The sequence below is a fragment of the Flagellimonas sediminis genome (assembly GCF_010500845.1).
GTDB classification, from domain to species: domain Bacteria; phylum Bacteroidota; class Bacteroidia; order Flavobacteriales; family Flavobacteriaceae; genus Flagellimonas; species Flagellimonas sediminis.
In genome coordinates this window covers 149,325-170,706 of sequence record NZ_JAAAMI010000005.1, presented here as the reverse complement: position 1 = coordinate 170,706, position 21,382 = coordinate 149,325, and the positions used below count along the sequence as shown (strand labels likewise).

Below are 21,382 nucleotides of genomic sequence, written 5' to 3'. Positions count from 1 at the left end.
TACAGCTTGTTAATAAAGGTTAAAATTAGTCTTGGCCTACGCATTTTTATTGATAAGATCATTGTTTACCCGTAATTATTCATTAAGTGCAAAATAAACACAGGAGTTTTAACAAAAATTTATCCTGTTGGGGCCATTGGTGTGTAATGCATTGGATTCTAGCAACATTTTAAAATTATAAATGATAATTATTTAGCTATCTAAAGAGCGATTAATGTATTTTGTAATATTTCAAGCAATATTTTCATGATAAAAGCAAAGGCACATCCATTTTTTGATCACTTGAACCAATTTATAACGGTCTCGGAAAAAGAATTTGAGATCATACACTCCTATGTTTCCATTAAAAGACTGGAGAAAAAACAGTTATTGATGGAGGCAAATGGCCCTTGCAACCATGCTTATTTTGTATTGAAAGGTTGCCTACATATGTATTTCATAACCGAAAAGGGCACGGAGCGTACCGTTCAATTTGCATTGGAAAATTGGTGGATCACTGATTTTTTAGCCTATCAAAAACATTTAAAGACCGATTTTTTCATTCAAGCTGTGGAGCCCTCCGAAGTTTTATCCATTGAATCTGAAAGCCTTGAAAAAATCCTTCAAGAATTTCCTAAACTAGAGCGCTATTTCAGGGTGATTTTCCAAATTGGCTACGGCTCATCCATCATGAAAATGAAATATTTGTACGATTTCACCAAGGAAGAAATTCATTTTCATTTTACCGAGAACTTTCCAGAATTCGCTCAACGAGTACCACAATATCTAATTGCTTCCTTTTTAGGTCTAACACCAGAGTATGTAAGTGAGATTCGCGCCAAAAAGCGTTCTTAAACCAGTTTAAGGATTCGGGAATTTGGCCAATATACCTTAGCATCAAACTTAAAAACCAAAAAAAAATGGAACGAAGAATCCAAATTGATGCAACGGAGCCAAAAGCCTTTAAGGCTATATTGGGACTGGAAGGCTATATGCAAAAAAGCGACCTGAACAAGTTGCATTATGAACTGATCAAAATTAGGGCTTCCCAAATCAACGGATGTTCTTTCTGTCTGAACATGCATACCAAAGATGCCCTTGCCATGGGTGAAAGTGCCAAACGAATATTCCTATTGGATGCCTGGAAGGACACCGAACTGTATTCCGAAGAGGAAAGGATCCTACTAAAAATTACCGAAGAAGTGACCTTAATCCACGAAGGAGGGTTGAAAACGGAAACCTACGATAAGGCAATCGAAATTTTTGGCGAACATTATTTCTCACTCATCATCATGGCCATTGTCACGATCAATGCATGGAACAGGATCGCCGTCAGCACCCTTAAACCTATTGGCGACTAGTAAAAAAATATCGAAAAACAACGGAAGGGCCTAATTGGCCCTTTTGTTTTTATATGACATTGGATACCAAAATGAGAATATTTAAACCGTAATTTCGTTATTTCACTAATCAAACTATCATCCAATATCCATGAAAAACATTTCCATCCTGTTCCTAATTCTGTGTTTTACAACTTCTTCCTGCATCAAGTTCAAAAAAAAGGACACTGATGAATCCAGAACAGAAATATTCAACACCGTGACCGTTGATGATGAATACCGGGTAGGTATCCCAAAATTTATGAGGAATACCACAGGTTTGAACGAAGAAGCGGCACTTCAATACCAAAACGCTTTTAAAGAGGCATACACCATCATCATTGGTGAGCCCAAGCAAGAGTTTGTGGATGTTTTCATGGAATTGGACCAATACAATGAAAATATTAGCCTTTTACAGAACTACCGTGAAATACAACTGCAATCCTTTACCAGTACCATTTCCGTGAGTATGGAATCTGAAATAAAACCATTGAAAATAAATGGTTTAGATGCGGAATCTGTCCAAATTGATGGAAGTGTGGAGGGTATAAATGAAGAAATCGCCTATTTTTTAACATTTATAGAGGGAACGGAAAACATTTATATGATGATGTCCTGGACGCTAAAAAGCAAAAAGGAAGAACATAAAAAAACCTTTGAAACGATTGCCCAATCTTTCGAACTGATCGATCAAGAAACCGTTACAAAGGTTTAATTCAAGCTTAGTTTATTTGCTCAAGTACATTTTTCTTCGAGAATACAGGTTGTAGAACTCATCGTCTTTCAAACTGTCAATGAACAGAATACTCTCGCCGGTACTCTTCATCTCTGGTCCCAAATTCTTGTTCACATTCGGGAACTTGTTAAAGGAGAACACAGGCTGTTTAATGGCGTATCCTTCCAAATGCGGGTTGAACACAAAATCCTTCACCTTCTTCTCCCCGAGCATCACCTTGGTGGCATAGTTTACATAAGGTTCCCCATATGCTTTCGCAATAAAAGGAACGGTACGTGATGCCCTTGGGTTCGCCTCTATAATGTATACAATGTCATCTTTGATGGCGAACTGTATGTTGATCAGCCCAACCGTATTCAAGGCCAAGGCGATTTTCTTGGTGTGGTCCTTGATCTGTTGCATGACAAATTCACCTAAATTGAAGGGTGGTAATGTGGCATTGGAATCCCCGGAGTGGATACCACAAGGCTCAATATGCTCCATGATACCAATGATATACACATCCTCCCCATCACAAATGGCATCGGCCTCCGCCTCAATGGCACCATCCAAGTAATGATCTAGAAGCAGTTTATTGTTAGGAATACTTTTCAACAAGGAAACCACATGGGATTCCAGCTCTTCTTTATTGATCACGATCTTCATCCCTTGACCACCCAATACATAGGAAGGCCTTACCAATAATGGAAAGTTCAACTGATCTGCCAAATCCAAGGCTTCATCAGCGGTTTCAGCTACTCCGAACCTTGGGTAAGGAATGTTGTTGTCCTTTAAAAGCGTGGAGAAACTACCCCTATCCTCGGCCAAATCCAACGATTTAAAACTGGTTCCGATGATATTGATCCCGTATTTATCCAGTTTCTCTGCCAATTTCAATGCTGTTTGGCCACCTAATTGAACGATCACACCTTCTGGTTTTTCATGAAGGATGATATCGTAAATATGTTCCCAGAAAACAGGTTCAAAATAGAGTTTGTCCGCCGTATCAAAATCCGTGGAAACCGTTTCTGGGTTACAGTTGATCATGATGGTCTCATAACCACACTCTGCTGCGGCCAAAACCCCGTGAACACAACAGTAATCAAACTCTATTCCCTGGCCAATTCGGTTTGGTCCTGAGCCCAAGACCACTACTTTTTTCTTATCGGTGACCTCACTGTCGTTAGCTATGTAACGTTTTCCGTCCGGAGTCTCTATCTCTTCCTCAAAAGTGGAATAATAATAAGGCGTTACGGCCTTGAACTCTGCCGCGCAAGTATCCACCAGTTTATATACTCTATTGATTCCCAAATCCATACGCTTGGAATGTACTTCACTTTCGTAGCAATCCAACATATGGGCAATTTGGCGATCGGCAAAGCCTTTTTGCTTGGCTTCGAGCAACAAATCTTTGGGCAGGCTCTCAATGGTATATTTGGAAACCTCCAATTCCAAAAAGTGTAGTTCTTCGTATTGCTTCAAGAACCACATATCAATTTTGGTGATTTCATGGATTCTCTTCAACGGAATACCCAACTGAATGGCATCATAGATCACGAAGACCCTGTCCCAGCTTGGAACGCGAAGTTTCTCGATGATGGTATCGTAATCTTTGTACCCCTTGCCGTCGGCTCCCAATCCATTTCGTTTGATCTCCAAGGATTGCGTGGCTTTGTGCAGGGCTTCCTGAAACGATCGGCCAATACCCATAACCTCCCCTACAGATTTCATTTGGAGTCCCAAAGTCCTATCAGAACCTTCAAACTTATCAAAATTCCAACGTGGTATTTTTACGATCACATAGTCCAACGTGGGCTCGAACAAAGCTGAAGTGGACTTGGTAATCTGGTTGTCCAATTCATCCAAGGTATATCCGATAGCCAATTTGGCGGCAATCTTGGCAATGGGGTAACCTGTAGCCTTGGATGCCAAGGCAGACGAACGGGAAACCCTAGGATTGATCTCGATGGCGATGATGTCCTCTTTTTCATCGGGGCTCACGGCGAACTGTACGTTACAACCTCCGGCAAAATCCCCGATACTGCGCATCATATGGATGGCCATGTCCCGCATGCGTTGGAACGTCCTGTCAGAAAGCGTCATGGCCGGGGCCACGGTAATGGAATCCCCAGTATGGATGCCCATCGGGTCCATATTTTCAATGGTACAGATGATGACCACGTTATCATTCTTGTCACGAAGCAGCTCCAACTCGTACTCCTTCCAGCCCATCAAGGCCTTATCGATCATTACCTCATGGATAGGGGATACTTCCAGCCCATGGCTCAACATATCATCAAAATCCTCTGGATCATAAACAATGCCCGCTCCGGCACCTCCCAAGGTGAAGGATGCGCGGATTACTAGGGGAAAACCGAATTCTTGGGCAATTTCCTTTCCTTTTAGGAAAGAGGTAGCAGAAGCCTGGGGAGGCATGCCTATCCCAATCTTCAACATAAGCTCCCTGAATTTCTCACGGTCCTCGGTAATGTTGATGGCATCGATATCAACTCCAATAATCTCTACTCCAAAATCTTTCCAAATCCCCTTTTCGTCTGCTTCAATACAAAGGTTCAAGGCCGTTTGGCCTCCCATTGTTGGTAAAACGGCATCGATATTCGGGTGTTTCTTTAAAATTTCCACGATGGATTTGGTGGTCAGTGGTTTCAGATACACGTGGTCCGCCATAGATGGGTCGGTCATGATCGTAGCTGGGTTGCTGTTGATCAAAACGGTTTCGATACCGTCTTCACGTAACGACCTAAGTGCCTGGGAACCAGAATAATCGAACTCGCATGCCTGACCAATGATGATAGGGCCAGAACCAATAATCAAAATGGATTTTAAATCTTTTCTTTTGGGCATTCTTGTTGGTGTTTCTCGTTTATTTGCTTTTAAGTCAAAAAAAAGGTGTTACCTAGAAAAGTAACACCTTTAATTTAAAAATTAAATACTATCATTATTTTTTATGTCTTGGCTCAGAGGAAACGGTTAATCTCTTTCTTCCTTTGGCTCTTCTTCTCGCAAGAACTTTTCTACCATTGGCAGTCGCCATGCGCTCCCTAAAACCATGCTTGTTTCTTCTCTTCCTTTTTGACGGCTGATACGTTCTTTTCATTTCGGAACTCTTTTATGGATTTTGTTGAGTGGGAAAACAGTATTTTCCCGAAAAAATTCTGGGCGCAAATATACAAAGACTTTTTACTTTGACAAGCCCAAAAGGAAAATATTTAAATTAGTTTTTAGTACTTTTGCCACCTCTTAACCCTAGGAAAAATTTCCAGAGATATGTTCAATAAAAATATCAAGCTCGTTATCGCAGGTCTTATCATTGCCTATGCTGTTTACCAATTTGTGGAAGGTAACATTGGCAATGGCATTGCCCTGATTTTGTTTTCCCTTGTTTTTATCTTTTTATACTTCAGGAACGAGTTCATTTTATTGGCGTTCCTGAGAATGAGGAAACAGGACTTGGAAGGCACCCAAAAATGGCTTGATAAGATCAAGAACCCCAGCGCTGCCCTGATCACCAAGCAACAAGGGTACTTTAACTATCTACAGGGAATCATCTACTCCCAAAAAAACCTGACCCAGGCGGAAAAATTCTTCAAAAAGGCGTTGCAGTTTGGATTGACCATGGATTACGATGTGGCCATGGCCAAGTTGAGCTTGGCGGGTATTGCCATGCAAAAGCGCAGAAAGCGTGAAGCCACCCAATTGTTACAGGAAGCCAAAAAGCTGGACAAGAACAACATGCTGACCGAGCAGATCAAGATGATGCAACAGCAGATGAAGAAGATTTAGGGCGGCTAGAATCAATCACCATTCAAAGTTTATTTGAACTCATTTATACAATCAATTAATCCGAATATACATCGGACAATTATTGTATATTTCCTTTAAAAACCAATGATTATATATGGAGCCCGGGCAGTTCATTTGAAATCAGCCCAACCAAAAAGTATAATTTGTCCAAGCTGTAGCACTCAAGGTTCATCTGTAATCAGTATTTATAGAAAACACGCGCACATTTTTTGGATACCCTTATTCCCGATTACAAAAAATGGAATCTCGCAATGTCAACATTGTAAAAAGGTACTTGAGCCCAAAGAAATGCCCGAACCCATCAAAAGGGAATACATCAATTTAAAAAATGATACAAAAGGACCCATTTGGCAATTTGCTGGGTTAGGGATCATTGCCGCCCTGATTTCTTGGGGCATCTATACCAATATTGAAGACAAGAAAAAGGAAAGTGTGTATTTGCAATTGCCGCAAATGGGCGATGTATACAAATACAAAGTGGAAAATGGCAATTACTCTACGTTTAAAATCGTAGATGTTTCGCAGGACAGTATTTTCATTTCACCAAATGAATATGAAATAAACAAAATCGGCCAAGTTTATACTATTGATAAACCCGAGAATTATTCTGAGATAGTATACGGCATGTCTAAAACCAAGGTTAAAGAGATGTATGATTCAGGTGAGATATACGATATAGATCGTTTAGAATAAATTTTGTATTGATTCACACACCCACTCCCTATGTACTATCCCCTCAACCTTAACGGCGTTCCTATCCATCCCTTATTTGGTGATTTCCTAAAAGGAAAACCGCACATCTTTGATTTTTCCTCCAACAATCCAAAAGTTTTAGCATACAACCTATTCGATTTCGAGGAGTTCAACGACATGATTTTTGAGGAACTGAAAGCTTCTTCCCACCAATGGGGCATTGGCAGATACCTGGAAGAACGCAAAACCCTTTTAAGGGCTTATCCTAATATTATTGAAGAACAACGGTATTATCATCTCGGCTTGGACATTGTTGTGCCCTACAACACTCCCCTATTTTCACCTTTGGATGCCGAGGTATACAAAACCGGGAAAGAAACTACGGTTGGGAACTATGGTGGCTACCTCATCCTAAAACATGGCATCAATGATGTGGCGTTTTATTCGTTCTACGGACACTTGAAAACACCGCATTCGTTCAACGTGGGTGACCAAATCAAAGCTGGGCAAGAGTTTGCTTTTATAGGAAAAGAAAGTGATAGCGGCGGCTGGTTCTGCCATGTACATTTACAAATCCTTACCCAGGAAGCTATAGATGCCGAATATACGGATTGGGGATATATTTCACCCGAACTATTGCCCAAAGTAGAAACGTATTTCCCTTCGCCTTACTTTCTGTTCAAATATTAAAACCTATTTCCCCACATTCCCAATGCGGTAATACCCCTTATTCGGAATCTCGATCACGTATTTTTTATGGGTGGTATTGTTCAAATGGGGTTCGCGCAACCAAGGATTGTGGCGCTTCAAAACTTTATAGTTGATTTCGTAAAGATTGGCAAAATCGGCCCAACTGGTCACGGCACTGTCCACCTCAACGGTAAACGTGGGCACCTTGCTGTACATGTCTTCCTCCTCTACCTTAAAACCATATTTTTCAGGGTTGGAAATGATTTCCTTTATCGCCATGATACGGAACACGTAACGACCGGTTTCGTCACCCAATAAAAGATTGTAGTAATCATCCACTTTTTGAATGTTCATATATTTTTGGACGCCAGCCGGACCTGCATTGTAGGCGGCAGCGGTCAAGGTCCAGGTACCGAAGCGTTCTTTCCATTTTTTGATGTACTCACAGGCCACTTGGGTAGATTTTTCCACATGATAACGTTCATCTACGTTGGCATTCACTTCCAAACCGTATTCTTTGCCCGTATCCTTCATGATCTGCCAAAATCCGGTGGCACCGGCTGGCGAAACCACATTAAGCAATCCGCTTTCGGCCACAGCCAAGTATTTGAAATCATCAGGAATGCCGTTCTTTTTCAAAATGGGTTCAATGATGGGGAAATATTTATTGGCACGTTTAATGATCAGCACGGCATTGGATTGCCAATAGGTATTCACCAAAAACTCACGGTCCACTCGTTCCATGATTTCGGGATCTTCCAAAGGAACAGGCTCACCGGCAAAATTCAGGTCCTCCGGAATTTCAATGGCGCTGATCTGATAGGTGTCCGGCACACTTTTGTCTATAACCTCATCCTGGGTCACTTCCGGTTGTTGTGGTTTTTCCTCAATATCTGTGGATTGCACTGCAAAAATAAAGGTGCCTGCCACTGCCAATAATCCTATAAATGCCAATATGTTTTTGATGTGTTTCATAGCCTAACTTTTTTGAAAAGTATCCTAAAGATACTATTATAAAGACGAAATTATTGCAAAATAATTGTAGGGAGGTGTTCATTGAACCATTTTGCCCTATGAATGATCATGGTATGCGTGCCCATTTTCACTGGAATGCAATCCTTGATGTTGTTTATCGGAAACACGGTGTCCTTCTCCCCGTGAATGTGTACCAAATTGGGCATTATCTCCGATTGACCCCAATTGACGATCTGGTCTATGGACCAATCAATGTAGTATTTGTCCCGAACCGATAAATATTGTTCATATAAATGTAACCGCTTGGTCACCGTTTCCCCAAAAGCGTACTTGGCCAATAGCTCCACATTGTTCACCAGACCTGTGGGCAATAGTTTATGTACCTTGGTGTACTTGGCAAAGAGCATTTTTTTGGGCAGTTCGTGCTTGCTTTTTACGGCCGACACCACGATGACCTTTTGCGTAGGCATACATTTGGCCATCTCCTGCACCAACATCCCACCGAAGGAAACTCCCAAAAGAACAGGATTTGGGTGCGCGATCTTGCCGCACATCTTTTGGGCATAGTCATGAAGGCTCATGCCCTTTTCGGGAACAAACCACTCCAGGGTGTGCATCTCAAATGTTTCAGTGGGAAGGTGGATACCATCAAATATGGAAGGGTTGGCCGCCATACCCGGCATGAGGTACACATGGATTTTATTATCGGGCATATTCACCAAATATCGGCAAGCCCTAGGAATTTAGCAATTTTTTGACTAAATTTGTACCCCTTTTGCAGTTAACCCCATCTAACGGATTATTTTTTATAATGGGGACCCACATAATCATCGCTTTGATGATTTTACAGAGTCATTAACAAAACAGTACTATATGACACAAATGGAAATCAATGACAATAGTTTCCTGCGCCAGTTTGAAACTAGGGTCAATGGGCATTTAGCCAAAATTGAGTACTCTTCACAAGAGCGCAAAGTATTCCTGACCAAGCTGGTTATTCCAGAAGAAATTGAACAAGAAGGCTTTAGGGAAGAATTCATCAAAGCCGTACTACACGAAATCCAAGAGAAAAACCTTAGAGTGGTACCGACCAGCCCTCAAATAGCAGGTTTCTTGAGAAAAAACAGACAGTATAAGGAAATGTTGCCCGTTGGCATCCGCATCTAAGGCCAACCCAACATCCTAAAAACAAAACCTCTCACATTTGGGAGGTTTTTTTTATGCCATAATGTTTTCGGGGACAAATTCGAAACGCACCAGACCATCTTCGTCTATGGAGGTCAGCTCCACTTGGTGCAAGGTATTTACCAATCCAGGGTTCCAAGGAGCCTTTACCTTTACATAATTCTCGGTAAACCCGTGGATGTAGCCCATTTTATTTTCCCCTTCAAAAAGAACCGTTCGCACACTGCCCAATTGGCTCTCGTAAAAAGCTCTTCTCTTTTTAACGGATAAGCCACGAAGCATTTTGCTACGCTTGTTCCGCACATTCATGGGCACCACGTCGCCCATATCGGCTGCAACGGTATTGTCCCGTTCGGAATAGGTGAACACGTGTAGATAGGAAATATCCAATTCGTTCAGGAAATGATATGTTTGGAGAAAATGCTCATCAGTCTCCCCCGGGAAGCCCACAATCACATCTACCCCGATACAGGCATGTGGCATTGCTTTCTTGATACGTTTTACCCGGTCCAAATACAGGTTGGTCAAGTACCTACGTCGCATTTTCTTCAAAATCTCGTCGCTGCCACTTTGTAACGGTACGTGGAAGTGAGGGACAAAGGAATTGCTCTGCGACACAAAATCGATGGTCTCATTTTTTAACAGGTTGGGCTCAATGGACGAAATACGCAAACGGTGAATGCCTTCCACGGTATCCAACGCTTTTACCAGATCCAAAAAGGTATGCTCGTGGCGTTTGTTGCCAAATTCACCCTTGCCGTAATCCCCAATATTGACCCCTGTCAACACAATTTCCTTGATATCCTTTGAGGCAATCTCTTTGGCATTGCGCAACACGTTTTCCAAAGTGTCGCTTCGGGAAATGCCACGGGCCAAGGGAATGGTACAATAGGTGCATTTGTAGTCGCAACCATCCTGGACCTTCAAAAAAGCACGGGTCCTATCCCCGATGGCATAACTGCCCACATAAAAATCGGCCTCCTCGATCTCGCAGGAATGTACCTCGCCTTTATCATTTTTGGTGAGATCGTTCAGGTAATCCGTAATCTTGAACTTTTCGGTGGCTCCCAATACCAAATCCACTCCATCCACAGCGGCCAGTTCCTCTGGTTTCAATTGGGCGTAACATCCCACCGCGGCCACAAAGGCCTCTGGGTTGGCTTTTTGGGCCTGTTTCACAATGGTCTTGAAACGTTTGTCGGCATTCTCCGTAACCGAACAGGTATTGATCACATACACATCCGCCCTTTCGGAAAAGTCCACACGCTCAAAGTCTTCCTTTTCAAAACTCCTTGCAATCGTGGAAGTTTCGGAAAAGTTGAGCTTACAACCGAGGGTGTAAAAAGCGACCTTTTTGTTCATATGCCTTTTGCGTTTCAGGGCCGCAAAGATAGTGATTTGTTGGGAGTTATAAGAACAGCTTAACTATAGAAAAATCAAACTGTATTTGGTAAAACAACAGGACGTACATCCCCACTACTCCAACAAATGACCGTTTGAACAAAGTGTATTCGGACGTTTGAACAAACCTGTCTGCTTTTTTCCCCTCTAGTTTTGTCCCATAAAACAAATCAAAATGGAACAGAACAATTATCAAGGTGCCTTGCAAAACCCCATAGGTTCGGGATTCAATGCAGCATCAACAACAAAAGAAGTCATCCAAGGAATCGACCTTTCCGGCAAAATAGCCATCGTGACAGGCGGCAACACGGGCATCGGCCTGGAAACCACCAAAACGTTGGCGAACGCAGGGGCGACCGTAATCGTTCCAGCAAGGGATATCAAAAAGGCCAAGGCCAACCTGCAAGGGGTGACCAATGTGGAAGTAGAAGCCATGGATTTGATGGATTCCAAATCCATCGACGTTTTTGCCGAAAAATTCGTGGCCTCGGGCAGACCGTTACACTTGCTCATCAACAATGCGGGCATTATGTGGGTACCGTTGCGAAGAGATAATCGTGGCATGGAATCCCAATTGGCAACCAACTATTTGGCACAGTTTCAGCTCACCGCCAGACTATGGCCCGCACTTAAAATGGCCAATGGAGCAAGAGTGGTCAATGTATCTTCGTACGGCCACCAATTTGCCCCCTTTCATTTTGACGACCCCAATTTTTTAAACAGGGATTATGAGACTTTGCAGGCTTATGGACAATCAAAAACAGCGGTTAACCTATTTTCCCTTGAACTGGACACCCGGGCCAAGGCCCACAACATCCGAGCCTATTCGTTACATCCCGGGTCTATAGGCGGAACAGAGTTGGCCAGGGAAGCATCGTTGGAACTGTTCCAACAAATGGGTTTTTGTGATGCCGAAGGCAATATTCTGCCCGAGGTGGCCGCATCCTTAAAAACCATTCCCCAAGGAGCGGCCACAACGGTATGGTGTGCCACAAGTCCCATGCTCCATAACTTGGGAGGGGTGTATTGCGAGGATGTGGAAATAGCAACCCTAACAACCAACCCCTCAACATCCAATGGGGTCAACCCTTATTCTTTGGACCAAACGTTTGCCAAACAACTATGGGATTTGAGCGAAGAACTCACAGGGATACAATTTCCCATCCATTGATATTGCTACCTTTACACTGCACAGGCATATGGACTATCAGTTAAAATACATAACACCCGATATCAAGCTTTCATCCTATGAGGACAGGCTCTTCAAAACGGAAGTGGTATTTGACCACCATATGCTTGTGTGGTTCATTTCAGGGGAAACAAAGATCATACAGGCGGATGAAAGCCACGTGTTCAAGCCAGGGGACATCTTCCTGATTCCCAGAAATCAACTGGCTACGATCATCAACTATCCCAAGGACGGCCTCCCCCATAAATCGGTAGTGATGCACCTTTCCACGGACAGGCTTAGGGACTTTTATGCCCAACTGGATGTGAAACCAAAGGTGGTCTCCACACCCAAAATCGTCCGTTTCGGGAGCCATCCCTTATTGAAAAGCTGTTTGGCATCCTTGATTCCCTATTTTGATATGCAGGAGGAAGAATTCCCCGAAAACATCGCTTCCTTGAAGATTACCGAGGCCATTTCCATCCTGAGAACCCTAGATATGGGCATCGACGATGTTTTGGCCAATTTTGAGGAACCCCACAAAATTGACCTGGCCACTTTTATGGAAAGGAATTTCATGTTCAACATGCCGCTGGAAAAGTTCAGTTATTTGACCGGCAGGAGTCTGACCACTTTTAAACGGGATTTCCACAAAGTGTTCCACACCACCCCGCAACGTTGGCTTACCCAAAAACGTTTGGAACTGGCCCATTACCAATTGTCCAAGAAAAATCGGAAACCTGTTGAAGTCTACCTCGAAACAGGGTTTGAAAACCTGTCGCATTTTTCGTATGCGTTTAAAAGACATTTTGGGTACACCCCTACCGCCGCATTGGCAGAAGCTGGGCACTGACAATCACGACACAGGAATGTTGACCCTATTTTTGCTTAGTTTTGTAGCTATCTTGTCTCATGAAAGCCCAAAACTGTGCAGGAACTCTTCAAAATTTTCCGATTTACAGCCAAAGATGCCAAGGCCATGGAAAGCCAAAGCATTGAACCGCACATCCACGATTTTGAGGAACTGATCATTGGGGTGGAAGGGAAAATCTCCCATTTTATCGATTTTGATGATGAAACGGTCTATGCCCCGTTCGTGAGTTTTGTTACCCAGGGCAAACCGCACCTGCTCCGACCACAGTTGCATGAAGGCAAATGCGACCTTTGGGTCATCCGGTTCCGAAGCGAGTTTATGTCAGAGACCATTTTTAATCTGTATGGCTACTTTCATAACAGGGCCAACATCACCCTGCCCACCAACCGTTGCTTTGGAAGGCTCACCTCCCTTTGCGAGATGATGCATGACGAGGTACAGCGACCCAACCCTAACCTGTCCATCATCAAACAATTGCTGAATACCCTACTCACCATGGTCTACAATGAAAAGCCAGAAGATTCCGAGCAGGAATCGAGCAATGCCCATTCCCAGACCTACGCCAATTTTTTGCGCATTTTAGAGGAAAATTTTAGAAGGCCTGAAAAAATCTCGTTTTATGCCGAAAAACTGTTCATGAGCGAGCGTAACCTCAACCTCATCTGCCAGGAAGTGATGCAGCAAAGTGTAGGGGAAATCATCGAGACCCGCAAATTGACCGAGGCCAAAAACCTGCTCATCAATACCAACAGGACCATTGCCGAAATCGGTTTTGAACTGGGCTACAACGAAAAAGCCTACTTCTCCAAAGTCTTTAAACGCAAGACCGGCCAGACCCCTTCCGACTTCCGAAACGAGATGAAACAGCTCATTTCCAAATAGTACAACCCTTCTTCCAAATGGTATTACCCCCTGCTCCCTTTCTTGCGGGATCTTTGTACCATCATTAAAACCATAAAAAGTAAAACAATGTCAACAACCATTTGGAATTTAGACCCAACCCATAGCGAATTGACCTTTAAGGTAAAGCACCTGATGATCTCAAACGTAAAGGGATCCTTTACCAAGTTCAATGCAAAAATCGAGGGGGACGATTTTGAAACCTCCAAAATCACCGCAACGGTGGATGCCACATCCGTTTTCACCAATAACGCCGATAGGGACGGACATTTGAAGAGTGCCGATTTCTTTGAAGTGGAAACTTATCCCGAATTGAAATTTGAAAGTACTGGCATCACCAAAACGGATGATGGGGAATATACCCTGATCGGGAACCTTACGATCAAAGGCATCACCAAATCCGTGGAACTCGAAGTGGAGTTCGGTGGGTTCATGAAAGATCCCTATGGCAATGAAAAGGCCGGGTTCTCCTTTGAAGGAAAGATCAATCGCAAGGATTTCGGTCTCAACTGGAATGCCGCACTGGAAACCGGTGGTGTTTTGGTAAGCGATGAAGTGAAAATTGCCGCCGAGGTTCAGTTTGTAAAGGCCTAGGCGTAATTATTGTGTACCAGTTGCCCGGGTTCCGAAAGGGGTCCGGGCTTTTTAAAGTTCCCTTCATGAACAGAAAGGAGTTTATCAAAATCTTGGGAATTGTACCTTTAACCACTACCATGAACAATTTAAGCACATTACGGTCGCTCGATCAGAGCCTGCCCCTTTCCGAAAAGATGCCCGTGCTCTTTTTGGGACACGGTAGCCCCATGAATGCCATTGAGGAAAACGAATTTGTATCCTCTTTCCGCAAACTGGGCAAGGAAGTGGCCAAGCCCAAGGTTATCCTTTGTGTTTCAGCCCACTGGGAAACGCGTGGCACCAAGGTAACGGCCATGCAAAACCCACCTACCATCCATGATTTTGGTGGCTTTCCGCAAGCGTTGTTCGACGTGCAATATCCCGCACCCGGCAGTCCCGAAATGGCGCAAGAGACCAAGGACATCATCACCAAGACCGAAGTGGAACTAGACCATCATTGGGGATTGGACCATGGGGCCTGGAGCGTGATCAAACACATGTATCCCGATGCCGATGTTCCTGTGATCCAATTGAGTTTGGACTACACCAAAGACCCACAGTACCACTATGAGCTCGCCCAACAATTGGAGCGCCTTCGACATAAAGGGGTATTGATCGCGGGCAGCGGTAACGTGGTGCACAACCTGCGTCGCGTAGCATGGCAAAAGTTGAACGATACCTATGCCTGGGATTGGGCCCAAGAAGCCAATGACAAGATGAGGAATTTCATTTTGGACGGCAATCACGATGCCCTTATCCACTATCACAAGCAAGGAAGCAGTTTTGCCATGTCCATTCCCACCCCGGAGCACTATTTGCCCCTACTGTACACCCTCGCCTTGAAGGACAAAAAAGAGGAAGTGGAACTTTTCAATGACAAAACCGTTGGCGGATCTATTAGTATGATGTCCCTTCGGATTGCATAAAGCATTAATTATAACATTCAAATCGCAGATCAGGTAATCCTGATGTGCGATGATTACCTTCTTTTTTGATTGATGATGGAAACCCCAGTTGCCAACGTACCAGTGGCGCTGGGGTTTTTTGTGGCCCATCAACAGACAGAACACGGAATATCTTAACGACTCCATCACCCAAAATAGGTTAGAAATCGTTACCTTGATGCCTTTAATAAAACCAACCACATGAAGATTCGATTTTTGGTGATTGCCATGACCGTTTTGGCAATCCAATCCTGTAAAAAAGAAACCGTTTCATCCCTGGCCAACTACCAAGGGGATGAAAGCTATACCGTGATCATCGGTGAGAACAAGGTGGGGTACCTGAAGACGAACACCGTAGGGGACACCATCAACGTCGACTACGATTTTAAGAACAATGGCCGTGGCCCAACGGTGAAGGAAACCATCGTCCTGAATCCCGAAGGCTATCCCATCGATTGGAAAATTACCGGGAACACCACTTTTGGCAATGCCGTGGATGAACATTTTTCGTTGGAAGGCGAAAATGCCTCTTGGACCGATGCCACGGGAACTGGTTCCACCACCGTTACCGCTCCCCAACTGTACGTAAACCAATTTGGCAGCCCCTACTCTACTGTTTTGGCGGCCCGTTTGCTGTTGGATGCTCCCGAGAATACCCTGCCGGTATTGCCTGCCGGCAACCTGAAACTGACCAAGATGGAAGACCTCCTGATCCCTAAACTTTCCGGGGATGGAGAACTGTCCTTGACCACCTACGCCCTTACCGGAGCTGACCTGAACCCTTCCTATTTTATCCTGGATGGCGATCAACGCTTCTTTGCGGCCATCACCCCAAGGTTCATCCTGATCCGTGAAGGATATGAAAATGTGGAAAAGGATATGCGGGAACTTGCAGAAAACTATTCCACCCAACGCTACGAGACCCTTCAGAAACAATACGCCCATAACTATGGCAAAAAGGTGCGCATCCAGAACGTGCATGTGTTCGATGCCAAGAATATGATCGTTTCCGACCCCGTTTCCGTGGTGGTGGAAGGCGACAAGATCGCTGCCATTGAAGCGACCGATGCCTCTGGCGACAATGAAGTGGTGATTGCCGGCAATGGCGGCACTTTGGTTCCCGGTCTGTACGAAATGCATGCCCACTCCGGTGACAACGGTGCTTTGCTGAACGTATTGGCAGGGGTGACCTCCTTCCGCGATATGGGGAACGACAACGAGGTGCTGGCCGACCTTATCGACAAAATTGAAAAGGGTGTTTTGGCCGGACCCCGCATTACCCGTTTGGGCTTTATTGAAGGAAAGAGCCAGTACAACGCCAACAACGGTATTGTGGTTACCAGCGAGGCCGAAGCCTTGGCCGCCGTGGATACCTATGACAGCTTGGGCTATTATGGCGTAAAACTTTACAACAGTATGAACGGCGATTGGGCCCCGGCCATTGTAAAAAAGGCCCACGAAAAAGGCCTGTTCGTCACTGGGCACGTACCTGCATTTTCCAATGCCAACGCCATGCTTAAGGCAGGGTTTGACGAAATGACCCACATCAACCAGACCATGCTCGGTTGGGTGTTGCAGCCCGAAGAGGATACTCGTACGCTGCTACGGTTAACTGCCATGAAACGTTTTCCCGGTTTGGACCTCAACAGTCCCAAAGTACAGGAGACCCTTGATCTCTTCTTGAAAAACGAAACCGCCATTGACCCTACCTTGTCCATTCATGAAAAATTGATGCTTTCCCGCAACGGGGAGGTTTCCCCGGGTTCCGAGGATTATGTAGATCATATGCCCCCCAATGCCCAACGGGGACTGAAAGTGGCCATGGCGCAGATTGCCGATGCCGAAGAGGACAAAGCGTATCGCGAAGCCTACAATAAAATTGTGGAGACCCTGCAACTAATGAAGGACAAAGGCATCTTTATTGTACCCGGAACTGATTTGGGCGGCGCCTTTAACCTGCACCGCGAATTGGAACTATATGTGGACCAATTGGGATTCACCAATGGCGAAGTGTTGAAACGTGCCACCTACGACATGGCCCAATACCTTGGCCAAGCGGATTTGGGAACCTTGGAACCCGGCAAGTTGGCCGACTTTTTCTTGGTGCCCGGCAATCCCGTGGAAGACATCAAGGCGATCAAGACCATTGGAATGGTGAGCAAGGGCGGTACGTTCTACTACCCTACCGAAGTTTATCCTGAATTTGGCATTACCCCTTTCACCGAAAAACCCGAAGTAAAGGAATAACGTCTTCAAACCAACCCATAAAAGCCAGTAGCTCTTGTTACTGGCTTTTTTTATCCCCTAAATTCATAAAAATCATATATTTAGGGAAACCAACCTCGCGTGATCCAATTCTTTCGCACCATAAGGCAACGATTACTTGCCCAAAATAGGTTCACCAAATACCTCGTTTATGCTACGAGGGAAATTGTACTGGTGGTCATCGGGATCTTGATCGCGTTGCAGATCAATAATTGGAACGAGGAGCGAAAACGAAAGGAAAACTACCAAGCCACCATTGAGCAGATTTACAATGGTCTGGAATTGGAAACCCAACAATTAAACTTTAATATAGCGGGATTGTACCTGCAACAACGGTATGCGGATAGCCTCTACAACTTTTCGGATTCCCTTCGCTTGGAACAAATCCCCGGACTTCTTTTTTACTTGGAATCCGAACCTCGGGCCTTTACTACATCCATAGGTTTTCATATTCAAAATATGGTAGTGAACCCAAAGGACAAGAATGAAAACTTGTTGGCAAGGAACCTGACCAATTACCTGTCCCTGGCTTCTTCAGATGTATCCACCAATGACAAACCCATTTCGGCCATAATGATCAAGGAGGGTTTCCCTGTCCCTTCGGTCAACTTTGGGTATTCGCTTTTTATGGGGATGCTCAACGACACGGCCTACTTTAAACAAAAGGATTGGGAAAAGGCCAAATCCCTGCTGCAAACACCTGAAATCCGGTCCGGTTTGGTGCAACTGGCCCAACAAAAGGAATTTTTAAAAAATCAATTGGGTCAATTGCATGAACTCTCCACCAATTCCATGGTCCAAATTCACGATCTGTATCCCGGGGTGAGGCTCCTGTATGAAAATATTGGCATCATCGGCCAGGGAACCTCCAACCAAAACTGGGTAGATGATACTCCCCTAACCTTGGTGGACGAAAAGCAGGCCATTTGGCAGGCCGTAGTTACCTTAAAGGGAGGCGGTATTAAGTTTAGGGAAAACAAGAGCTGGAACGTAAACTGGGGCGGAACCACTTTCCCAAAGGGACAACTGGAATGGTTTGGCCCGGATATCATCACGGAACCAGGAACATTTCGGCTGATCGTTAATCTTTCTGAAAAGAACTATGAATTTATTCCTGTGGCCCAATGATCACATTCCAAAGTCATCATTCTTGAACTATGAACACAGCACAGCAATTGGGTTATGATCCCCAGGCCAAACTTTTAATGATCCATGCCGATGATGCTGGATTGTCCCATGCAGAAAACCGGGCCACCATACAAGCCTTGGAAAAAGGCATGGTGAACTCCTATAGCATTATGGTGCCCTGCCCTTGGTTTCATGAAATGGCCCTGTATGCCAAAGATCACCCACAATACGATATGGGTCTGCACCTTACCCTAACCTGCGAATGGGAGACCTACCGTTTTGGTCCCGTGTTGCCCGTTTCGGAAGTACCCGGTTTGGTGGACGGGCACGGACATTTCTTTAGAAAAAGGGAACAATTGCGTGAAAAGGCCACAGCGGAAGAAGTGGAAAAAGAACTGAGGGCCCAAATTGAAAAAGCCCTCCGGATGGGGCTGCGACCTACTCATTTAGACTCCCACATGTACAGCGTGGGATCCCACCCCGATTTTTTTACCGTGTACAAAAAGTTGGGAGAAGCGTATGGACTCCCCGTGTTGATCAACAAACAGATGATGGAAATGGTGGGACTGGACCCTAAAACCCATATAGGTCCCAACGACCTGACGATCGACCATACCTATTTGGGTGCCATTGCCGATTTTGAAAAAGGCCAGTTTAACCAAGGGTACCAACACATTTTAGAAAAACTGCAACCGGGCCTGAACCTGATCTTGATCCACCCTGCTTTTGATGAGCCCGAAATGCAGGCCATTGCCATAAACCACCCCAATTTTGGGGCCGAATGGCGACAAATGGACTTTGATTTTTTTACCAGTGAAAAAACCAAAGCAACCCTCGTAGAGCATAACATCCAGATGGTGACCTGGGGTGATATTAAAACCCAAAATTCATTTTAAAATGAATCTTATCTTTAACAGGTACCTTCTAACACAAAAGGAATGAAATACTTACTTTATCAACTTGCCGCCATTTGTTTGGTCACGATCCTTTTTTCATGCAATACAAAACAAACCACCGAAACAACGACCGAAAGCCCGGCGCACTCTTATTCCGAGTCGTACAAAGCACCCATTTTTGAGCCCGATGACCGGATAGAAAAGATCAAAAAAATCGCACCAGAACTGCAGCGATCCATAGAAGAGCATGCCAAGGCCGAGCATTTACCGGGTGTTGCCTTTGGTATTGTGGTGGACAACGAATTGGTATTTACGGCTGCCACCGGATACCTGAATCTCGAGAAGGAGATTCCCGCTTCGCCCTCATCCGCTTTTCGAATAGCCTCCATGACCAAAAGTTTTACCGCAATGGCCATTATGAAACTCAGGGATGAAGAAAAACTGTCGCTGAACGATCCCGTGAGCAAATACATTCCGGAAATGTCAAAACTCACCTATCTCACCAAGGATGCACCGACCATAGACATTGAAAATCTTTTGACCATGACGGCAGGATTTCCCGAGGACAATCCCTGGGGCGACCGCCAATTGGACGAACCCGATCACATGTTGATCGATCTTGTGGATGAAGGGATTTCCTTTTCCAACGTTCCTTCGTACGGGTTCGAATACAGCAATACCGGGTATGCCCTTTTAGGGCATATTGTTTCCTTGGTTTCCGGGATGCCTTTTCAGGAGTATATCACCCAAAACATTTTTAAACCCTTGGGCATGGACCACACCTATTGGGAATACGAAGGCATTCCCGAAGAACAACTGGCCATCGGGTATCGCTGGGAAGACGAACAGTGGAAACTGGAACCCATGCTGCACGACGGCTCTTTTGGTGCCATGGGAGGAATCATCACGTCCATAGCCGATTTTAGTAAATATGTAAGTTTTCACCTTTCGGCATGGCCTCCACGAAACGACGATGACAACGGTCCCATTAAACGAAGTTCCTTACGCGAAATGCAGACACCGCAGTTCCCAAGACTGTACGCCGATGCAAAGGACTATAACGGGGACGACTGCCCTGTTCTTGGCGGGTATGGTTTTGGATTGGGCATTACGGAATACTGCAATGGCCTAAAACGGGTCTCGCACGGGGGTGCGTTGCCGGGATTTGGAAGCAACTACACCTTTTACCCCGAGTATGGTGTAGGCATTATGGCTTTTTGCAACCTTACCTATACGTCGCCCTGGTCGTTAAATGAGCTTAGCAAACTATTGTTCGAGACTGCCGATCTACAACCTCGGAAACTGCCCGCCTCTGATGTGCTATTGGAACGACAGGAACAGATTACTCAATTGATCCAGCATTGGGACCCCGCTTTGGAGGAGCAAATTCTGGCAGAGAATTTTTATTTGGACACATCGAGGGAAAAACGGATGGCTGCGATACAGGAAGTTTTGGAAAAAGCCGGTCCCATTAAAAACGTTGGTGAGATGCACCCCATAAACCAGCTACGGGGACGCTACCCCCTACAGACCGAAAACGGGGAAGTGAACATCTTTTTTACGTTGACTCCCGAGAAATACCCAAAAGTACAACGGTTGGATGTCTCCTTTAAACCAAACGAACCGGATGCATAAACAAGGTCGGATATATAACATACTGCCCCCTATATCAATGAATTCCTGTTGATAAAACGACAAAACCTTACGGAAAAACGGAAAGGTTGTAAATGCTTTTCTGTTAACTTGGCGG

At 44.7% G+C, this 21,382-nt stretch carries 21 protein-coding genes and 1 pseudogene; 17 read left to right on the top strand and 5 right to left on the bottom strand.

Going from position 1 to position 21,382, the window contains the following annotated elements:
* Positions 1-246: 246 nt before the first annotated feature.
* The 3 genes from GTK07_RS11545 (at position 247) to GTK07_RS11535 (ending at position 2,073) form a co-directional block, all read left to right on the top strand.
* Positions 247-834, top strand: coding sequence for a Crp/Fnr family transcriptional regulator (locus GTK07_RS11545; RefSeq protein ID WP_163635395.1), 588 nt, complete (start codon positions 247-249; stop codon positions 832-834).
* 65 nt (positions 835-899) lie between these two features.
* A complete protein-coding gene (locus GTK07_RS11540; RefSeq protein ID WP_163635394.1) occupies positions 900-1,340 on the top strand; it encodes a carboxymuconolactone decarboxylase family protein in 441 nt (146 codons plus the stop codon).
* A gap of 130 nt (positions 1,341-1,470) precedes the next feature.
* On the top strand, positions 1,471-2,073 hold the full coding sequence (locus GTK07_RS11535; protein WP_163635393.1) for a hypothetical protein: 603 nt from the start codon (positions 1,471-1,473) through the stop codon (positions 2,071-2,073).
* A gap of 12 nt (positions 2,074-2,085) precedes the next feature.
* Here GTK07_RS11535 and carB read toward each other — a convergent pair whose 3' ends face one another.
* On the bottom strand, positions 2,086-4,938 hold the full coding sequence (carB, locus tag GTK07_RS11530; RefSeq protein WP_163635392.1) for a carbamoyl-phosphate synthase large subunit: 2,853 nt from the start codon (positions 4,936-4,938) through the stop codon (positions 2,086-2,088).
* 94 nt (positions 4,939-5,032) lie between these two features.
* Positions 5,033-5,191, bottom strand: a complete 159-nt coding sequence (gene rpmH, locus GTK07_RS11525) for a 50S ribosomal protein L34 (protein WP_072882462.1) — start codon at positions 5,189-5,191, stop codon at positions 5,033-5,035.
* Between the two features lie 170 nt (positions 5,192-5,361).
* On the opposite strand from rpmH, the gene GTK07_RS11520 reads away from it, so the two are divergent.
* The 4 genes and pseudogenes from GTK07_RS11520 (at position 5,362) to GTK07_RS11510 (ending at position 7,281) form a co-directional block, all read left to right on the top strand.
* Positions 5,362-5,877, top strand: a complete 516-nt coding sequence (locus GTK07_RS11520) for a DUF2892 domain-containing protein (RefSeq protein ID WP_163635391.1) — start codon at positions 5,362-5,364, stop codon at positions 5,875-5,877.
* 105 nt (positions 5,878-5,982) lie between these two features.
* Positions 5,983-6,174 (top strand): annotated as a pseudogene (locus GTK07_RS19480) (zinc-ribbon domain-containing protein); the annotation flags it as partial.
* Between the two features lie 12 nt (positions 6,175-6,186).
* Positions 6,187-6,591 (top strand): hypothetical protein, encoded by a 405-nt coding sequence (locus GTK07_RS11515; protein ID WP_235932779.1) that lies wholly within the window; start codon positions 6,187-6,189, stop codon positions 6,589-6,591.
* Between the two features lie 30 nt (positions 6,592-6,621).
* A complete protein-coding gene (locus GTK07_RS11510; RefSeq protein WP_163635389.1) occupies positions 6,622-7,281 on the top strand; it encodes a peptidoglycan DD-metalloendopeptidase family protein in 660 nt (219 codons plus the stop codon).
* A gap of 3 nt (positions 7,282-7,284) precedes the next feature.
* Here the strand turns inward: GTK07_RS11510 and GTK07_RS11505 are convergent, their stop codons facing one another.
* Together GTK07_RS11505 and GTK07_RS11500 are read right to left on the bottom strand one after the other, a co-directional pair.
* Positions 7,285-8,256: a lytic transglycosylase domain-containing protein gene (locus GTK07_RS11505; RefSeq protein WP_163635388.1), complete on the bottom strand. Its 972-nt coding sequence runs from the start codon at positions 8,254-8,256 to the stop codon at positions 7,285-7,287.
* A gap of 50 nt (positions 8,257-8,306) precedes the next feature.
* Positions 8,307-8,969 (bottom strand): alpha/beta hydrolase family protein, encoded by a 663-nt coding sequence (locus GTK07_RS11500; RefSeq protein WP_163635387.1) that lies wholly within the window; start codon positions 8,967-8,969, stop codon positions 8,307-8,309.
* Between the two features lie 160 nt (positions 8,970-9,129).
* On the opposite strand from GTK07_RS11500, the gene GTK07_RS11495 reads away from it, so the two are divergent.
* On the top strand, positions 9,130-9,423 hold the full coding sequence (locus tag GTK07_RS11495) for a GNAT family N-acetyltransferase (protein ID WP_119641241.1): 294 nt from the start codon (positions 9,130-9,132) through the stop codon (positions 9,421-9,423).
* A 51-nt stretch (positions 9,424-9,474) separates the two neighbouring features.
* On the opposite strand, the gene mtaB is transcribed toward GTK07_RS11495, so the two are convergent.
* Complete coding sequence (mtaB, locus tag GTK07_RS11490) at positions 9,475-10,803, bottom strand: tRNA (N(6)-L-threonylcarbamoyladenosine(37)-C(2))-methylthiotransferase MtaB (protein WP_163635386.1); 1,329 nt, start codon at positions 10,801-10,803, stop codon at positions 9,475-9,477.
* Positions 10,804-11,017: 214 nt separating this feature from the next.
* Here mtaB and GTK07_RS11485 point away from each other — a divergent pair, with 214 nt between their 5' ends.
* The 9 genes from GTK07_RS11485 (at position 11,018) to GTK07_RS11445 (ending at position 21,267) form a co-directional block, all read left to right on the top strand.
* The gene (locus GTK07_RS11485) at positions 11,018-12,013 is read left to right on the top strand and encodes an SDR family NAD(P)-dependent oxidoreductase (RefSeq protein WP_163635385.1); all 996 of its coding nucleotides are present in this window, start codon (positions 11,018-11,020) and stop codon (positions 12,011-12,013) included.
* Between the two features lie 28 nt (positions 12,014-12,041).
* A complete protein-coding gene (locus GTK07_RS11480; RefSeq protein WP_163635384.1) occupies positions 12,042-12,863 on the top strand; it encodes an AraC family transcriptional regulator in 822 nt (273 codons plus the stop codon).
* 75 nt (positions 12,864-12,938) lie between these two features.
* On the top strand, positions 12,939-13,766 hold the full coding sequence (locus GTK07_RS11475) for a helix-turn-helix domain-containing protein (protein WP_163635383.1): 828 nt from the start codon (positions 12,939-12,941) through the stop codon (positions 13,764-13,766).
* Positions 13,767-13,853: 87 nt separating this feature from the next.
* Positions 13,854-14,378, top strand: coding sequence for a YceI family protein (locus GTK07_RS11470; RefSeq protein WP_163635382.1), 525 nt, complete (start codon positions 13,854-13,856; stop codon positions 14,376-14,378).
* 119 nt (positions 14,379-14,497) lie between these two features.
* Positions 14,498-15,325 carry a 4,5-DOPA-extradiol-dioxygenase gene (gene ygiD / locus GTK07_RS11465; protein ID WP_163635568.1) on the top strand — a complete coding sequence of 276 codons (828 nt, stop codon included), beginning with the start codon at positions 14,498-14,500 and terminating at the stop codon, positions 15,323-15,325.
* A 219-nt stretch (positions 15,326-15,544) separates the two neighbouring features.
* A complete protein-coding gene (locus GTK07_RS11460; protein WP_163635381.1) occupies positions 15,545-17,590 on the top strand; it encodes an amidohydrolase family protein in 2,046 nt (681 codons plus the stop codon).
* A 99-nt stretch (positions 17,591-17,689) separates the two neighbouring features.
* Positions 17,690-18,736 carry a DUF6090 family protein gene (locus tag GTK07_RS19350; RefSeq protein WP_163635264.1) on the top strand — a complete coding sequence of 349 codons (1,047 nt, stop codon included), beginning with the start codon at positions 17,690-17,692 and terminating at the stop codon, positions 18,734-18,736.
* A gap of 29 nt (positions 18,737-18,765) precedes the next feature.
* Entirely contained in the window at positions 18,766-19,632 is an 867-nt protein-coding gene (locus tag GTK07_RS11450) for a polysaccharide deacetylase family protein (protein ID WP_163635380.1), read from the top strand.
* Between the two features lie 42 nt (positions 19,633-19,674).
* A complete protein-coding gene (locus tag GTK07_RS11445) occupies positions 19,675-21,267 on the top strand; it encodes a serine hydrolase domain-containing protein (RefSeq protein ID WP_163635379.1) in 1,593 nt (530 codons plus the stop codon).
* The last annotated feature ends 115 nt before the right edge of the window (positions 21,268-21,382 follow it).